Origin of the sequence: Mesorhizobium sp. B2-4-13 (assembly GCF_006658535.1) — a bacterium.
Classification (GTDB): domain Bacteria; phylum Pseudomonadota; class Alphaproteobacteria; order Rhizobiales; family Rhizobiaceae; genus Mesorhizobium; species Mesorhizobium australicum.
Genome location: NZ_VFVB01000005.1, coordinates 274277 through 290351, shown reverse-complemented (window position 1 = coordinate 290351; position 16075 = coordinate 274277). Strand labels below are relative to the sequence as shown.

At 63.1% G+C, this 16075-nt stretch carries 19 protein-coding genes; 14 read left to right on the top strand and 5 right to left on the bottom strand.

The features are described from left to right. The 3 genes from FJ936_RS16570 (at position 1) to FJ936_RS16560 (ending at position 1979) form a co-directional block, all read left to right on the top strand. On the top strand, positions 1–435 hold the full coding sequence (locus FJ936_RS16570; protein ID WP_140791382.1) for a DUF3052 domain-containing protein: 435 nt from the start codon (positions 1–3) through the stop codon (positions 433–435). Then, the gene (locus tag FJ936_RS16565; RefSeq protein WP_140712285.1) at positions 435–1214 is read left to right on the top strand and encodes a succinate dehydrogenase iron-sulfur subunit; all 780 of its coding nucleotides are present in this window, start codon (positions 435–437) and stop codon (positions 1212–1214) included. The genes FJ936_RS16570 and FJ936_RS16565 overlap by 1 nt, the downstream gene beginning before the upstream one ends. Positions 1215–1349: 135 nt before the next feature. Then, complete coding sequence (locus tag FJ936_RS16560; protein ID WP_140791384.1) at positions 1350–1979, top strand: DUF480 domain-containing protein; 630 nt, start codon at positions 1350–1352, stop codon at positions 1977–1979. Positions 1980–2136: 157 nt separating this feature from the next. On the opposite strand, the gene FJ936_RS16555 is transcribed toward FJ936_RS16560, so the two are convergent. Next, positions 2137–2562 carry an OsmC family protein gene (locus FJ936_RS16555; RefSeq protein ID WP_023771884.1) on the bottom strand — a complete coding sequence of 142 codons (426 nt, stop codon included), beginning with the start codon at positions 2560–2562 and terminating at the stop codon, positions 2137–2139. Positions 2563–2775: 213 nt separating this feature from the next. On the opposite strand from FJ936_RS16555, the gene FJ936_RS16550 reads away from it, so the two are divergent. The 3 genes from FJ936_RS16550 to FJ936_RS16540 all read left to right on the top strand — a co-directional run bounded on the left by FJ936_RS16550 (position 2776) and on the right by FJ936_RS16540 (position 4029). Further along, positions 2776–3003 carry a hypothetical protein gene (locus FJ936_RS16550; RefSeq protein ID WP_140791388.1) on the top strand — a complete coding sequence of 76 codons (228 nt, stop codon included), beginning with the start codon at positions 2776–2778 and terminating at the stop codon, positions 3001–3003. After that, on the top strand, positions 3000–3356 hold the full coding sequence (locus tag FJ936_RS16545; protein ID WP_015315045.1) for a YciI family protein: 357 nt from the start codon (positions 3000–3002) through the stop codon (positions 3354–3356). Before FJ936_RS16550 ends, FJ936_RS16545 begins: the two co-directional genes overlap by 4 nt. 142 nt (positions 3357–3498) lie before the next feature. Further along, positions 3499–4029, top strand: coding sequence for a hypothetical protein (locus FJ936_RS16540; RefSeq protein ID WP_140791390.1), 531 nt, complete (start codon positions 3499–3501; stop codon positions 4027–4029). 117 nt (positions 4030–4146) lie between these two features. Here the strand turns inward: FJ936_RS16540 and FJ936_RS16535 are convergent, their stop codons facing one another. Continuing rightward, a complete protein-coding gene (locus tag FJ936_RS16535; RefSeq protein WP_140618363.1) occupies positions 4147–5406 on the bottom strand; it encodes a ubiquinone biosynthesis hydroxylase in 1260 nt (419 codons plus the stop codon). Between the two features lie 98 nt (positions 5407–5504). Between FJ936_RS16535 and tesB the strand changes: the two genes are divergently transcribed. From tesB to FJ936_RS16500, 7 genes are all read left to right on the top strand, one after another. Further along, positions 5505–6365: an acyl-CoA thioesterase II gene (tesB, locus tag FJ936_RS16530; protein WP_140791392.1), complete on the top strand. Its 861-nt coding sequence runs from the start codon at positions 5505–5507 to the stop codon at positions 6363–6365. 298 nt (positions 6366–6663) lie between these two features. Continuing rightward, a complete protein-coding gene (locus tag FJ936_RS16525) occupies positions 6664–7002 on the top strand; it encodes a P-II family nitrogen regulator (protein WP_015315049.1) in 339 nt (112 codons plus the stop codon). Between the two features lie 31 nt (positions 7003–7033). Continuing rightward, positions 7034–8389: an ammonium transporter gene (locus FJ936_RS16520; protein ID WP_015315050.1), complete on the top strand. Its 1356-nt coding sequence runs from the start codon at positions 7034–7036 to the stop codon at positions 8387–8389. Positions 8390–8716: 327 nt separating this feature from the next. Beyond that, on the top strand, positions 8717–8995 hold the full coding sequence (locus FJ936_RS16515; RefSeq protein WP_015315051.1) for a hypothetical protein: 279 nt from the start codon (positions 8717–8719) through the stop codon (positions 8993–8995). 208 nt (positions 8996–9203) lie between these two features. Continuing rightward, positions 9204–11864 (top strand): DNA translocase FtsK, encoded by a 2661-nt coding sequence (locus FJ936_RS16510; protein ID WP_140791394.1) that lies wholly within the window; start codon positions 9204–9206, stop codon positions 11862–11864. A 133-nt stretch (positions 11865–11997) separates the two neighbouring features. Continuing rightward, complete coding sequence (locus tag FJ936_RS16505; RefSeq protein ID WP_015315053.1) at positions 11998–12678, top strand: outer membrane lipoprotein carrier protein LolA; 681 nt, start codon at positions 11998–12000, stop codon at positions 12676–12678. A 98-nt stretch (positions 12679–12776) separates the two neighbouring features. Beyond that, entirely contained in the window at positions 12777–13583 is an 807-nt protein-coding gene (locus tag FJ936_RS16500; RefSeq protein ID WP_015315054.1) for an exodeoxyribonuclease III, read from the top strand. A 169-nt stretch (positions 13584–13752) separates the two neighbouring features. Here FJ936_RS16500 and FJ936_RS16495 read toward each other — a convergent pair whose 3' ends face one another. Together FJ936_RS16495 and FJ936_RS16490 are read right to left on the bottom strand one after the other, a co-directional pair. After that, positions 13753–14208: a cyclic nucleotide-binding domain-containing protein gene (locus FJ936_RS16495; RefSeq protein ID WP_015315055.1), complete on the bottom strand. Its 456-nt coding sequence runs from the start codon at positions 14206–14208 to the stop codon at positions 13753–13755. Between the two features lie 123 nt (positions 14209–14331). After that, positions 14332–15015, bottom strand: a complete 684-nt coding sequence (locus tag FJ936_RS16490; protein ID WP_015315056.1) for a response regulator transcription factor — start codon at positions 15013–15015, stop codon at positions 14332–14334. Between the two features lie 144 nt (positions 15016–15159). On the opposite strand from FJ936_RS16490, the gene FJ936_RS16485 reads away from it, so the two are divergent. Beyond that, the gene (locus tag FJ936_RS16485; protein ID WP_181166327.1) at positions 15160–15696 is read left to right on the top strand and encodes a L,D-transpeptidase; all 537 of its coding nucleotides are present in this window, start codon (positions 15160–15162) and stop codon (positions 15694–15696) included. Between the two features lie 73 nt (positions 15697–15769). Here the strand turns inward: FJ936_RS16485 and FJ936_RS16480 are convergent, their stop codons facing one another. Then, positions 15770–16012 (bottom strand): hypothetical protein, encoded by a 243-nt coding sequence (locus FJ936_RS16480; RefSeq protein WP_140618370.1) that lies wholly within the window; start codon positions 16010–16012, stop codon positions 15770–15772. Positions 16013–16075 lie beyond the last annotated feature (63 nt).

Genomic DNA, 16075 nt, shown 5'->3' with positions numbered 1-16075 from the left:
ATGGCGACGGCGGCGGGATATTCCGGTACGTCCCTTCCGGTCAAGCTCGGCCTGAAGGATGGGATGATTGCCGCCTTCATCGCCCTGCCGCCGGAACTCGCGGACCTCGCCGAGGCCGTCGATTTTGCCGAGGTCGACCGGCTGGCCGAATGGTCCGACATTTCGGGCGTGGTGTTGAAATACGACGCCATCCACGCCTTCACCAGACAGCGCGCCGAGATCGAGGATCGCCTCGGCGCACTCGAGGTGGCGATCAAGCGCGACGGCATGGTCTGGGTCTCCTGGCCAAAGAAGGCCTCGAAAGTGGCCACCGACGTCACCGAGGGCGTTGTCCGTGCTGAAGCGCTCAAGCTCGACCTTGTCGACGTCAAGATCGCCGCCGTGAACGAAATCTGGTCCGGGCTGAAGCTCGTCATCCGAAAGGACCTGAGGTAATGGTCGAACTCACGCTCCCAAAGAACTCGAAGGTCCAGCAGGGCAAGACCTGGCCGAAGCCGGAGGCTGCCACCAATCTCAGGGAATACCGCATCTATCGCTGGTCGCCGGACGACGACGAGAACCCGCGCATGGACACCTACTTCGTCGATATGGACGATTGCGGGCCGATGGTGCTCGACGCGCTGCTGTGGATCAAGAACAAGATCGACCCGACGCTGACCTTGCGCCGCTCCTGCCGCGAAGGCATTTGCGGTTCCTGCGCCATGAACATCGACGGCTCGAACACGCTCGCCTGCACCAAGGGCTGCGACGACATATCGGGCGCGATCAAGATCTATCCGCTTCCGCATATGCCCGTGATCAAGGATCTGGTGCCCGATCTTACCAATTTCTACGCCCAGCACGCCTCCATCGAGCCATGGCTGAAGACGGTGTCGCCAACGCCGGCCAAGGAATGGCTGCAGAGCCACGAGGACCGCGAAAAGCTCGACGGGCTTTACGAGTGCATATTGTGCGCCTGCTGCTCGACCTCGTGCCCGAGCTACTGGTGGAACGGCGACCGCTATCTCGGCCCGGCGACGCTGCTGCAGGCCTATCGCTGGCTGATCGACAGCCGCGACGAGGCCAAGGGGGAACGGCTCGACAATCTCGAAGACCCGTTCCGGCTCTATCGCTGCCACACCATCATGAACTGCGCGCAGACCTGCCCGAAGGGGCTCAATCCCGCGAAGGCGATCGCCGAGATCAAGAAGATGATGGTGGAGCGGCGCGTCTGACGGCGATCGTTTTTCTTTTTGTGCGCCTTCGGCGACATGGTTGCCGAGATCAAGAAAATGATGGTGGAGAGAAGGGCTTAATCCGGCAGCACGGAGGGGTGCTGTCCCGCCAAACTCGAAAGGATGGCCAATCCAATGAGCGAAGACCTTCCCATCCTCTCTCCCGCCGAAGCCCGCGTGCTCGGCTGCTTGATCGAGAAGAAGGAGCTGACGCCGGACGTCTATCCGCTGACGCTCAACGCGGCACTTGCCGCGGCCAACCAGAAGACGGCGCGCGAGCCTGTCATGACGCTGGAACAGACGGAGGTGCACAGGGCGTTGAAGCTGCTGGAGCAGAAAGGACTGGTCCGGCAGATGTTCGGTTCGCGCGTCGAGCGCTACGAGCATCAGATGGCGCAGCGTTTCTCACTGACCACGCCGCAGACCGCGTTGCTCGGTCTGCTCTTGCTGCGCGGACCGCAGACGGCACATGAACTCCTGGCGCGAGCTGAGCGCATGGCGCGGTTTTCATCGATCGAAGACCTGCGCGGCGAACTCGACATGCTGATCGGCCGCCGGCCGCCATTGGTCCAGGAAATCCCACGCGGGCCGGGCCAGCGCGAGGACCGCTACGTGCATCTGCTCGCCGGTCCAGTGGATGTTGCCGCTCTCTCGGCTCAGCGCAGTGCGCCGGCCGCGCCTGCCTCCGATCTGGAAGCGAGGTTGGAGGCGCTGGAGCAGGAAGTCGCGGCCCTTCGCGCCCGGCTTGATACGCTGGGGGGTTGAGGCCACCAATCCGAGACGTCGGCGGGACGGCGCCCCCCTCTGTTCTGCCGGGCATCTCCCCACGAGGGGAACATTGGATGCTGCGACCGCTTTCGCCAATCTCCGATGCAGAAACGCCGGCCCTGGAGCCGGCGTTTGTCACTTCAGGCCAAGCCCTTCAGCCAAGCCTGGCGTCGAGCGAAACCTTGATCGCGCCGAGCGCCTGAGAGACCGGGCATTCGGCCTTGGCCTTCTCGGCCAATTCCTTGAACTTCGCCGCATCGATGCCGGGCACCTTGCCGACCAGGGTGATGGCGCTGCCGGTGATGCCGGTGCCGGGAACCAGCGTGACCACGGCCTTGGCGTCGAGTTCTTGCGCCGGCGTGCCGTTTTCGGCGAGGAAATGCGACAGCTGCATGGCGTAGCAGCCGGCATGGGCGGCCGCGATCAGTTCTTCCGGATTGGTGCCGGATTTGCCGCTTTCGTCCTCGAAGCGCGCCTTGAACGAATAGGGCGTACCCTTCAGGGTCCCGCTCTGCGTGTCGAGCGTGCCCTTGCCCTCTTTCAAATTACCTTTCCAGACGGCGTTTGCGGTGCGGTCCATGAAGTCCTCCTGGGTTGTCGTGAACTTGTCCTGGGTGAGCCAGCGTCCGGCCAACTATAGCGCGGACGTCGCCGAAGACCACTGCGCTGTTTGGACCACGGCACGATGACGGCCTTTTCCGCCGAAAAAAATACCCACGCAAAAATGTCGGCTTCCATCCGGGCCGGCCGTCCTGCGGGAGGCCACGGGATTTGTGGCCCGATGGAGGTTGACATGGACAATCTGTTTTTCGCGCTGTGGAAGAGGCCAGGCCGCGGGCCTGGGCGACAGGAGGACTTCTGGCTGGACCCGCCGGCGTCCGGCCTTGGCAGGCTGCTGGCGGCGCTTGCCATCATCACGGTCGCGGCATGCCTTCTCGACCATGCGTCAACGGCCGCGGGCAAGGCTGACATGGCTGTCGCCGCAGCCTATGGTTTTTCAAAAGAAGGGAGCTCGAAATGAAATATGTCTGCCTGGTCTATGGTGAGGAAAAAGAGCTCCATGCCATGACCGCCGAGGGTGCCGCCAAGCTCGATGCCGACTCGCTGGCCTATGACAGGTCATTGGATCAACAAGGCAAGCTGATCATCGCGCAGGCACTGCAATCGGTGAAGACGTCGAAGACCGTACGGCGGCGCAAGGGCAAGCAGCTGATCACCGACGGCCCGTTCGCGGAAACGAAGGAGCAGTTGCTCGGTTTCGTCATGATCGAAGCGAAGGATCTCGACGAGGCGCTGGACATCGCCGGCGAGATTCCGCTGGCCGAAATCGGTACGATCGAAGTGCGCGCGATCTACAACGTGCCGGGGTCATAATTCCCTGTCATGCGTTGCGCTCCCTTATAAACCTGGGCGTTCGGTTGAGCGAAGGTCCTGCCCTTGCCGGGGCTCAATTCTTGCGTGTTGAAGCAAGCCACGAGTTCTCCTATCGTCGCCCAAGACTTTGGGGGATTTGGACATGCCTTTCCTGATTGCTGTCCTTGGCGTGCTCGGAGCGGCGGCATTGTGGTGGTACCGGATGAAGGCGATGAACGACGCCGCGCGCGAGGTCGCCGAAGTCGTCGGGCGCGTTCAAGGCAACATCCGGCGCAAGAAGCTGCGCAAGCAGGCCGCACTTTCGCCGCTGACGGCGATCGATGATCCGGTAGTGGCGGCAGCGACGCTGATCACCGCGATCGTTTCGGAAGATGGCCCTGTTCTGCCGCGGCGCGAGGCCATCATTCGCGAGGTGATTTCGCAGATCGCAGCCGGGCCGAAGAAGACCGACGAGGCGGTTGTCTATGCCAAGTGGGCCGCGACGCAGATAGACGACACCACCATCGTCATCGACAAGCTGGCGCCCTTCCTGCGCGAACGCCTCGACCCGAACGAACGGGACGATCTCTTGCAAATGCTGAACCGGGTGGCTCAGGGCGGAGAGCAGAGCCTGAAGATACCCGACCAGCGCATGCTGCGGCTGCGCCAGAAGCTTGGTTTTGAAGTGAACTGAGATCGCCGGCCTCGGCGACTGGCGCGAAACTCCCGCTGCATCCTCATCCCATGGCGGAGCAAGGAGCGAAGCGACGCGGCGCAGCCCACAGGCCGCGACGTCAAGTCAGCGAGACGATCAGATCGCCTCGCCCTTCAGCAGGCGCGGCGTGCCCGCGGATAGTCCCGATGCCTGGCGGATGAAGAACTCCTTCAGCCGCGGCATACGCTCGACGAGACCGAGGCCGATGTCGCGGACGGTGCGCAGCGGGGTGATGTCGTTGGAAAACAGCCGGTTCAGCACATCGGTCGTGATGCCCATCTGCACCGTGTCGAAACGGCGCCATTGCTGATAGCGTTCCAGCACGTCGAGCGCGCCGATGTCCTGGCCGAGCCGGTCGGCCTCGACGATCACCTCGGCAAGGGCGGCCACATCCTTGAAGCCGAGATTGAGCCCCTGGCCGGCGATCGGATGGATGCCGTGGGCGGCATCGCCGGCAAGCGCGATGCGCGGTGCCACGAAGGCGCGCGCGATGGTGAGACCAAGCGGCCAGGCGCGCGGCTTGTCGGCGACGCGGATTTCTCCAAGTTTCAGCCCAAAACGTTGTTCAAGTTCGTGTTCGAAGACGAGATCGTCGCCTTCGACGAGCGTTTTCGCATCTTCCGCCCGTTCGACCCAGACGATCGAAGAGCGGTTGGTGCCGTCCTCGTCGGGTATCAGCGGCAGCGTGGCGAACGGGCCGGCGGGCAGGAAATGCTCTTCGGCGCGGCCGTTGTGCGGGCGTTCATGGGCCACGGTGCAGACGATGCCGGACTGACCGTATTCCCACTTGACCGTCTTGATGCCGGCCATGTCGCGCAGTTTCGAATTGACACCATCGGCGGCAACCAGCAACCGCGCCGCCAACGTGGCGCCGTCCGCCAGATGCACTGACATGCCGGCTCCATTGGTCTCAAAACCTTGCACCGCCACGCCTTCGATGATGTCGATGCCGAGCTGTTCGGCTTTGGCCCGCAAGGCGCCGTTCAACGCCCTGTTGGCGACCATATGCGCGAAAGGCTCACCCGGCGCCACCTCGCCGCCGAAGGTCAGGAAGACCGGGCGCACCGGATCGGCGCTGCGTGAATCGGTGATGATCATCTCAGTGATCGCCTGCGCCTTCGGCGCGATCTCGGCCCAGACGCCGAGCTGGTCGAGCATGCGGCAGGCCGCCGCGGCGATGGCGGAAGCGCGGCCATCCCTTTGCCAGGAACCGGCGGGCGCCGCGTCGACCAGCGCCACGGCGAGGCCCGGGCGAGCCTGTTTCAGCGAGACCGCGGCGGCCAGGCCGACATAGCCGGCACCCGCGACGAGAACATCGATCCCGGATCTGGCCTTGGCGTCCGCCTTGCGTTCCATTGTCTTGGCTCCTTGCGCGCCTACGGGGCTTGCGCCCTTGACGGCTCGTTCTTCCTGTCGGAAACCGCCATAGCAATTTTGCGGCGAGGTCACAAAACATGACGGCGGCGATCGACGAGCTTCTGCGCATTCTCGACCTCGAGAAGCTGGAACACAATCTGTATCGTGGTCGCAGCCCCCAGGTGGAGTGGCAGCGCGTGTTCGGCGGCCAGACCATCGCGCAGGCGCTGGTGGCGGCGCAGCGAACGGTGGAGCCCGAACGTTTCGTGCATTCGCTGCATGGCTATTTCATGCGCCCGGGCGACATCAAGGTGCCGATCATCTACGAGGTCGATCGCATCCGCGACGGCGGTTCCTTCACCACGCGGAGGGTGCTGGCAATCCAGCACGGACAGGCGATCTTTTCGCTGGAAGCCTCGTTCCAGGTCGACGAGAAGGGGCTCGAGCACCAGTTCGCGCTACCTGACGACGTGCCGCCGCCGGAAGGGCTGAAGACGCAGCGCCAGCTGCTCGAAACGGCCGACCGGGTACCGGAGGCGGTTCGCCGTTTCTGGGCGCGCGAGCGGCCGCTGGAGTTGCGGCCGGTCAACCTCCAGCACTATGAAAGCCGCGACAAGCTGCCGCCCCGGCAGAACGTCTGGATCCGCCTTGCCGGGCCGGTTCCCGACGACCGCGGGCTGCAGTCGGTGCTGCTCGCCTACCTCTCCGATATGACGCTGCTCGACACCTCGACCTTCGCCCATGGGCGCGGCCTGTTCGATCCCGACATCCAGGCCGCCAGCCTCGACCATTCGATGTGGTTCCATCGGCCGCATTCGCTCGACGGCTGGCTGCTTTATGCGCAGGACAGCCCCTCGAGTTCGGGATCGCGCGGTTTCAGCCGCGGCACGCTCTATGCCCGTGACGGCACGCTGATCGCCTCGATGGCACAGGAAGGGTTGATCCGGCTCAAGCGTTGAGCATTCGCGAGTCTTGTTTGAGCAAGATTCTTTGCGAAAGCCGATTCCATTTTTCCTGATCATGCTCAAAGCCGGCAAATTAGGCAATTTCACAAAATTGCTTAAATTTTGAGCATGCGGCGTGCCGCACATGCATACAGCAATTGGCGGCGGGCGCTCCATTCCCTTTGTTTCCAATAGGTTAACGCCCTGCTTCGGCACTTGGCACGGAGCTTGAATCCTTGGGGGCACTCTCCGGCTCTTTGGGATCGGTGAAGTCGTGCAAACGCGGGGCACCGCAACAGCAAAGGGTGAACCTATGAAAATCGTGATGGCAATCATCAAGCCGTTCAAGCTGGACGAGGTACGCGAAGCGCTTACCGCCGTCGGCATCCAGGGCCTGACCGTCACCGAAGTCAAAGGCTACGGGCGTCAGAAGGGGCATACGGAAATCTATCGGGGGGCGGAATACGCGGTCTCTTTCCTGCCGAAGATCAAGATCGAGGTCGCGGTCGCGGCCGACATGGTCGACAAGGCCGTCGAAGCCATCACCGCCGCGGCCAAGACCGGCCAGATCGGCGACGGCAAGATCTTCGTTTTCGGCATCGACCAGGCGGTGCGCATCCGCACCGGCGAAACAGACAGCGACGCGCTCTGAGCGGCGAACACGTATTCCAATGGAGAGTTCAATGAATATTCCTTCCACCTTGAAGACGACGGGACGGGCGGCCCTTCTGGGCACGCTCGCTCTCGCAGCGCTGGGCAGCGTCGCCGCCTTCGCGCAGGAAGCCGCACCCGCTGCCGCTGCCGCGGCACCTGCCGCCGCACCCACCCCGGTGCTCGATACCGGCAACACCGCCTGGATGCTGACCTCCACGGCGCTGGTGCTGATGATGACCATCCCGGGCCTGGCGCTGTTCTACGGCGGCATGGTGCGCAAGAAGAACGTGCTCGCCACCGTCATGCAGAGCTTCGCCATCACCTGCCTGGTGACGGTGCTATGGTTCATGTTCGGCTATTCGCTGGCCTTTTCCGACGGCGGCGGCATGAATGCCTATCTCGGAGGCACCTCGAAATTCTTCCACCACGGCATCACCACCGCCAGCCTGTGGCTGCCGGGTGTGGCCAACATCCCTGAATTCGTCTTCTCGATGTTTCAGATGACCTTCGCCATCATCACGCCGGCGCTGATTGCCGGCGCCTTCGCCGAACGCTTCAAGTTCTCGGCACTGCTGATCTTCATGGCACTGTGGCTGCTGATCGTCTATGTGCCGATCGCGCATTGGGTCTGGGGTGGCGGCTTCCTCGGTACGGCTGGCGTGCTCGACTTCGCCGGCGGCACGGTCGTTCACATCAATGCCGGTGTCGCGGGCCTCGTCTGTGCACTGGTTCTCGGCAAGCGCGAAGGCTATGGCACCACCAACATGGCGCCGCACAACCTCGTCTATTCGGTCATCGGCGCATCGCTGCTGTGGGTCGGCTGGTTCGGCTTCAACGCCGGTTCGGAACTGGCGGCCGACGGCCTTGCCGGTGCCGCCATGCTCAACACCCAGGTTGCCACCGCCGCCGCGGCACTGGCCTGGATGTTCGCCGAATGGATCATCGCCAAGAAGCCTTCCGTGCTCGGCATCATCTCGGGCGCCGTCGCGGGCCTCGTCGCGGTGACGCCGGCTTCCGGTTTCGTCAACCCGACCGGCGCCTTCATCGTCGGGATCGTCGCCGGCGTCGTCTGCTACCTCTCGGCGGTCAAGGTGAAGCACATGTTCGGCTATGACGACTCGCTCGATGCCTTCGGCGTGCATGGCGTCGGCGGCGTGGTCGGCGCCCTGCTGACCGGCGTGCTTGCCGACCCGGCGATCAACAGCCTCTCGTCGGGCGCTTCTCTCGGCAAGCAGATCTACGGTGTCGCCGTCACCATTGTCTGGACGGCGGTTGCCACCTTCGTCATCCTTTACGTCGTCAAGGCGCTGGTCGGCCTGCGTCCGACGACCCAGGAAGAAGTCGAAGGCCTCGACATCTCCCAGCATGGCGAAGTGGTGCCGTAAGGCATCCTTGCCAACGGGCCGGCGGAACCCTCCTCCCGCCGGCCCCATGTTTGCCGCGCAATTCCGGAGGGAAAACCGCGAATCCCTTCTGCTGGAATTGCTTTGAAAGCATCCCGTCGTGATGCTCCCGCAAGGAGGTCACGCCTTGAGGCCCGGATCGCTCCGGGCCTCTTTTTTTTGCAAATTCGTTCTCGCTTCGTCCGAGTCCACGCAATCACGTTCGCGTGAAGAAGCTTTTCGAGGAAACATCGACCGCTCTGTCGCCGAACTCAGGAGGCGATCGTCGTTCTGACGCTCGTGATTTTGAAACAGGGAAGGAATTTTCTCATGAACCTCAAGAATATCTGCCTCGGGGCACTCGCACTTTCCATGGTCAGCGGCTTTGCATTTGCCGGCGCACTGGACGAGCCGGACAACATGGCGCCGTTCTTCACCGATTCCAGCATGAAGACCATGAAGCCAATGGAGGAATTCAAGGCAGCTTTCATGGCCATGCCGAAGGAGAAGCAGGACGCCATGATGAAGGAATGCCAGGACGCTGCGATGAGCAAGCCGCACGCCGAGTTCTGCGCCAATGTGAAGATGCTCGGCGGCGCCAGCAAGTAGCACGCTGCCCAGCCCAACGAATGGATGGCGGGCCAGGGCGCCCGCCATTTTTCTTATGGTGCGGTCACTGGTAGATGTCGGTGCCAAAAGGACGGCCCCCACGGTCTTATAGTTAATGCGCCCTTAACCTTCCCACGCCTAGTCTGGCATCCGAATCTGCCGGAGTGCGTCATGCGCTGCGGCCAGGCAATCACTGACGGGGAAGAGCATGCGTTCAGGGGCTTCAGCACCGCTCGCGCTGACCGATACGGGGCACGGCATCCAGGCATTCGCGCGGCGCCAGGTCGGCCGTCTGGTCGGCACCGGCCTGTTCGCGTTCACGGCCTTCGCCGTCGCCAGCCTCGCGACCTGGAACGTCGCCGATCCAAGCTTCTCGCATGCCACCGCCAACATCGTCACCAACGCCATGGGCTATGCCGGCGCGGTGTTCTCCGACCTCGCCATGCAGTTCTTCGGCCTTGCCGCGGTCGCCGCGCTGGTTCCGGCAGTGATCTGGGGATACCTCCTGTTTTCGGCGCGCGGCGTCGACCGGCTGCCCAGGCGCGGGCTGTTCTGGTTCGGTTTCGCGCTGCTCGCCGCCGCCATCGCCGGCTGCATCGTTCCGCCCAAGACCTGGCCGCTGCCCACCGGCCTCGGCGGCGTCTTCGGCGACATGGTGCTAAAGATCCCCGGTGTCCTCATCGGCGGCTATCCAACCGGGCTGGTGGCCAGCGTGCTCGCCATAGTGCTGGCTGCGCCCGCGCTCTGGCTGTTCGCCCATGGCGCGGCGCTGCTCGGGCGCAAGAACGGCTTCGCCGTGATGGAAGAACCGGCCGCCGCGGACCCGCGCGAGGACGAGCTTCTGTTCGACAATGACGAGGACGAGGGCGACGAGGGCATACTGGCGCTCGGCGCAATCACCCATTGGTGGCTTTCTTTCCGCGCGTGGATGCATCGCCGCGCGGTGCGCCGCAGGCAGGAGCGCGACGAGTTCGAACCGGAGATGGAGCCGCGCGCCAGCGCCTGGCGCCGCGCCGCCGAACGCGTCGAGTCGGCCGAGTACGCCGAGCAGCGCATGAGCCATGACGGCCGCGCCCGTGTCGAACCGGAATTCTTCGCCGCCATGGTCAACGACCGCAGCGTCTCCGTCGACCCGGACGACGACGATGTCTTCGGCCGCGACGACGCGGATATGGATTTCGATGACGAGCCCGTCGCGCAGCGGCGTGCTCCCACGGCCAAGGTCCAGCAGTTCCGCTCCGATGCCGCCACCCGGGTGGAGGCGCCGGCGGCGCGACCCGTGCCGGGCGCCCGCGTCCAGCGCGAGGCGCAAACCTCGCTGATCGGCTCCGACACGTTCGAAATGCCGTCGCTGCATTTCCTGTCCGAACCGAAGAATGTCGCGCGCGACCCAAGTCTTTCCAAGGACGCGCTGGAACAGAATGCGCGCCTGCTCGAAGGCGTGCTGGAGGATTTCGGCGTCAAGGGCGAGATCATTGCCGTTCGCCCGGGTCCGGTCGTCACCCTTTACGAACTCGAACCGGCGCCGGGCATCAAGTCGTCGCGGGTCATCGGCCTTTCCGACGACATCGCCCGTTCGATGAGCGCGATCGCCTGCCGCGTAGCCGTGGTGCCGGGCCGCAACGCCATCGGCATCGAACTGCCCAACGCCAAGCGCGAAACGGTTTACCTCCGCGAGATCATGGCCAGCCGCGACTTCGAGACGACCAAGGCCAAGCTGGCGCTGGCGCTGGGCAAGACCATCAATGGCGAAGCCGTCATCGTCGACATCGCCAAGATGCCGCACGTGCTGGTCGCCGGCACCACCGGTTCGGGCAAGTCGGTCGCCATCAACACCATGATCCTGTCGCTGCTCTACCGCCTCACCCCGCAGGAGTGCCGGCTGATCATGATCGATCCGAAAATGCTCGAACTCTCCGTCTATGACGGCATTCCGCATCTGCTGACGCCCGTGGTCACCGACCCGAAGAAGGCGGTGGTGGCGCTGAAATGGACCGTGCGCGAGATGGAGGACCGCTACCGCAAGATGTCCAAGGTCGGCGTGCGCAACATCGACGGCTTCAACGCACGCGTGCAGCAGGCCGAGAAGAAGGGCGAAAAGATCTCGCGCACCGTGCAGACCGGCTTCGACCGCCAGACAGGCGAGGCGATCTACGAGACCGAGGATCTCGATCTCGAGCCGATGCCCTATATCGTCGTCATCATCGACGAAATGGCCGACCTGATGATGGTCGCCGGCAAGGACATCGAAGGAGCCGTCCAGCGCCTGGCGCAGATGGCGCGTGCCGCCGGCATCCACGTCATCATGGCCACGCAACGTCCCTCGGTCGACGTCATCACCGGCACCATCAAGGCCAATTTCCCGACCCGCATCTCCTTCCAGGTGACGTCCAAGATCGACAGCCGCACCATTCTGGGCGAGCAGGGCGCCGAGCAGCTGCTCGGCATGGGCGACATGCTCTACATGGCCGGCGGCGGCCGCATCCAGCGCGTGCACGGGCCGTTCGTCTCCGATGACGAGGTCGAGAAGATCGTCGGGCACCTGAAGCTGCAGGGCGTGCCGGAATATCTCGACGCCATCACCGAGGACGACGGCGAGGACGACGACGAGTCGTCCGGCAAGGGCGGTTCGGGCGGCGGCGGCGGCGGTGGCAATTTCGAGGATTCCGACGACCCTTACGATCAGGCGGTTTCGGTGGTGCTGCGCGACGGCAAGGCCTCGACCAGCTACATCCAGCGGCGTCTGGGCATCGGCTATAACAGAGCCGCCTCGATTATCGAGAAGATGGAAAAGGAAGGCATTGTCGGCCCGGCCAACCATGCCGGAAAACGCGAAATCTTGGTGCCGACAGAAGACGACAAGTTCTGATAGCGCAGAGTTCACGGCAACTTTGAACCTTCTGGCGCGTTCACCGACTGAGCAGCCATCGCCTCGCCAAACTTCAGCCCAACTGGGGGTTCACGACAGCGACCAAATCAGGAACCGGACGAGAGTGACCGATATGAAAAACGATCTTTCAGCGCTCAGCAATTTTGCCCCGACACGCCGCCAGTTGCTTGGCCTCGGCCTGGTCTTCGCGGGTGCCGCCGCCCTTAACGTGGTGCCCGGATTCGAGTTGCTGGCCTCGGCGCAGGCGGCCGTGCCCGCGGCGGCACAGAAGATCGCCGACCATTTCTCGGCGGTCAAATCGATGAGCGGCGAATTCGTCCAGTTCGGCCCCAAGGGCGAGCAGACCGGCGGAAAATTCTTCCTGGAACGGCCGGGCAAGATCCGCTTCAACTATGACGGGTCCTCGAATTTCCGGGTGATTTCCGACGGCAGATCGGTCGCCATACTCAACAAGAAACTGAACACGTCGGACCTTTATCCGCTGTCGAAGACGCCGCTGAAACTGCTGCTCGACGACCGCATCGACCTCTCCGGCAACCGCGTCAAGAGCGTCAAGGAAGAAGACGACCTCACCACCATCCAGCTTTCCGACAAGTCGGTTTTCGGCAATGCGCGGATCACCATGATGTTCGACCCGAAAACCTATGATTTGCGGCAGTGGACGATCACCGACGCGCAGGGCAAGGACACGACGGTGATGATCTTCAACACCAAGGAAGGCGTCAGCTTCGCGCCCGATACCTTTGCCATCGACTATACGGCCAATCGCGAGCTGAACACCAAGACGCGGTAGGCCCGCCATAGAGCCAGGCCCGTTAACGGAGCGGGCTGGCTTGTTTTTGCGGCGCGCGGCTGGCAGTAGAATGGCGATCTCTTGCCGGACCCCTCCGCATGCCCTTTTCGATCGCCACCTGGAATATCAACTCCGTGCGCCTGCGCATGCCGATCGTCGAACGCCTGCTCGATGAGTACGCGCCCGATGTGCTCTGCCTGCAGGAAACCAAGGTCCCGGACGAGCTCTTTCCCGAAAAAGCCTTTCGCAAGGTCGGCTATCCCTACATCGCGTTCCATGGCCAGAAGGGCTATCATGGCGTGGCGACGGTGGCGCGGCGGCCGATCGAGGTGGTCGAAAAGCGGCGCTTCTGCGACATCGAGGACAGCCGCCACCTGTCGGTGACGGTACAGGCCGGCGGCAAGACCATCCTGGTGCACAATTTCTACGTGCCCGCAGGTGGCGACGAGCCGGATCCCGAGATCAACAGGAAGTTCAGGCACAAGCTCGATTTCGTCGCCGAGATGAACGCCATCCGGGCCGAGCATGGCGAGGTATCGGCGTCGGTGCTGGTCGGGGACCTCAATATCGCGCCGCTGGAGCATGATGTCTGGTCGCACAAGCAATTGCTCAACGTGGTCAGCCACACGCCGGTCGAGACCGAAAACTTCGAGGCGATGCGGCGCGCCGGCGGCTGGGTCGACCTGATGCGGCACAACGTGCCACCGGAACAGAAGCTCTATACCTGGTGGAGTTATCGCGCGCAGGATTGGGAGGCGTCCAATCGCGGCCGGCGGCTCGACCATGTCTGGTCGTCACCAAACCTGGTGCCCAGTTTTGCCGGCTATGAGATCCTTAGAGCCGCCCGTGGCTGGGACCGGCCGTCGGACCATGTGCCAGTGATTGCCCGGTTCGCCCTGGATTAAGTTTATGATATTCAGGTGAAGCCGGCCTGCAAACGGCGGCTTCCTGCGCTTCCCAGTTCTACTACGTCGCAGTAGAACTGTGCTCACGTACTTTAGTACGCTTCTCGGAGTCCGCCGTTTTCGCCTCGGCCTGACCTGAATCTCGACACCTGCGGCGTCAAATGCCAGGTCAACCCGAAAATCGTGGCGCCAATTCCTCGATGCGGCGGATCATGTCGTGGAATTCCTCGGAGATGCGCTGATGCAGCTTCACCGCCAATTCCGGGTATTCCTCCAGGATGCGCCGGAACATCTTGCGGCTCAGCCTTATCACTTCCGAGTCGATTTCGGCCGAGGCGCTGGTCAGCCGGTTGGTATCGGCGATCAGCGCCAGCTCGCTAAGCATCGTGCCTGGGCCGACCTTGCCGATCGGGATGCGCTCGCCATCCTGCTCGCGATAGAGCACGATGCGCCCGCTGACCACGACATAGGCCGAGTCGGCCACGTCGTCCTCGCGATAAAGCTTGTGGTCGGCCTGCACCAAAGTGGTCTCGGCACCGAAGGCGAGCAGGCGCAACTGTTCCTGCGTGAAGCCCTCGAAAAGCCTCACGGCGGACAGGATGCGGATGTCGTCATCCAGCGCCATCTAGCTGTGTCCCCGAACGGTCAGTCCAATCCCTCCTCTGCGGTACGATCCCAGAATCCCCCTCCAACAGGATCGTACCCGAAAGCGGCCCCGCCCGAACCGCTCATTTGAATGGTGAAATGTTTAAGGAACCAGCTTGTAGCCGCCGCTTTCTGTCACAAGAATTTCAGCATTGGAAGGATCGCGCTCGATCTTCTGGCGCAGACGGTAGACATGGGTTTCCAGGGTATGCGTGGTGACGCCGGAATTGTATCCCCACACTTCCTCCAGCAGCACGTCGCGGGTCACCACCTTCTGGTCGGCGCGATAGAGATACTTGATGATCGAGGCTTCCTTTTCCGTCAGCCGCACCTTGCCCCCACGCTGATCGATGAGCAATTTCTGGCTGGGCTTGAAGGTGTAGGGGCCGACCGAGAAGGTCGCGTCCTCGCTCTGCTCATGCTGGCGCAGTTGCGCCCGGATACGGGCAAGCAGCACCGCGAAGCGGAACGGCTTGGTCACATAGTCGTTGGCGCCGGCCTCGAGACCCAGAATCGTGTCCGAATCGGTGTCGTGGCCGGTCAGCATGATGATGGGCGCCTTGTAGCCGCCCTTGCGCAGGATCTTCACCGCTTCCCGGCCGTCCATGTCGGGCAGGCCGACATCCATGATGAGCAGGTCGATGAGCCCGCCGCGCGCAGCGGTGACGCCTTTTGCCGCAGTCGCTTCCTGCAGCACATCGAATTCCTCATAGAGGGACAGTTGCTCGACCAGTGTGCCGCGCAGGTCGTCATCGTCATCGACGATCAGGATGGTACGTGAGGTCATGGATCAATCCGTTGTTTTGAAAAGTGAATTCAGTTGACCGCTGCGTATTTATGCGGAAGCTGGCCGGCACAATAGCCGATCACAGTGATTTGTTCCGTGGCACGATCATACAAGAAAAAACGCGATCGCAATGCAGCCGGCGCAATTTTGGCAAAAGGGCTGCGCGTGCTGACCGTGCGGGCTCGCCCCGGCCATCCAAGCCAGGGCCTGCTGCAGGCCGGCAAAACGGTGTTTGCGTGCGCGCTGGGGCGTGGCGGCATCTCGGCCGGCAAGCGCGAAGGCGACGGCGCCACGCCGCTCGCTTCGATGCGCATACTGACGGGCTATTTCCGGGGAGATCAGTTTGCCGCCGGGCGCAGAACGCGGCTGGCGATGGCGCCGATCGGGCCGGACCTCGGCTGGTGCGAAGTGCCTGACGACCGCAACTATAACAGGCCGGTCAAGATTCCCTACGGCGCCAGCCACGAACGCATGCGGCGCGACGACCGGCTCTATGACGCCTGCCTGGTGCTCGACTGGAACATCGCGCCGCGCCGGCGCGGGCGCGGCAGCGCCATCTTCTTCCATCTGGCGCGTCCCGGCTTCACGCCGACGGAAGGTTGCGTGGCGGTGACCGCGCGCACGATGGCGCGGCTTTTGCCGCTGCTGTCGGACCGGACAGTGGTAAGGGTGGTGAGATAGGGGGATAGGGAATAGGGAAGTCTTCAGCGGCAGCAGACACGCTCAAACTGTATCATCCTATTCCCCTGCTCGCTTATCCCTTCCTGTTCCGCTGCCAGCCGATGTCGAGAAGGCCCAACCGGCCTGTCTCGCGGTCCATGGCCCGGGCGATGTCCCTGCGACCGGCCCCGATATCGCGCAACTGGCGATCGGAGAGATCCTCGACGTTCTGGTGAGGAAGGTTGACCGCGACCCTGGCCTGCCGCAGCCAGGTACGGGCAGCCGACAGCCAGTCTGGCCGGGCGATGTATGCAGGGCGAAGAGCGATGTGAGACATGAGGTGATCCGTATTCCCCGGAGATCAAATCCGGTTTGATGGTGTCTTTGATGCTGCAATCAT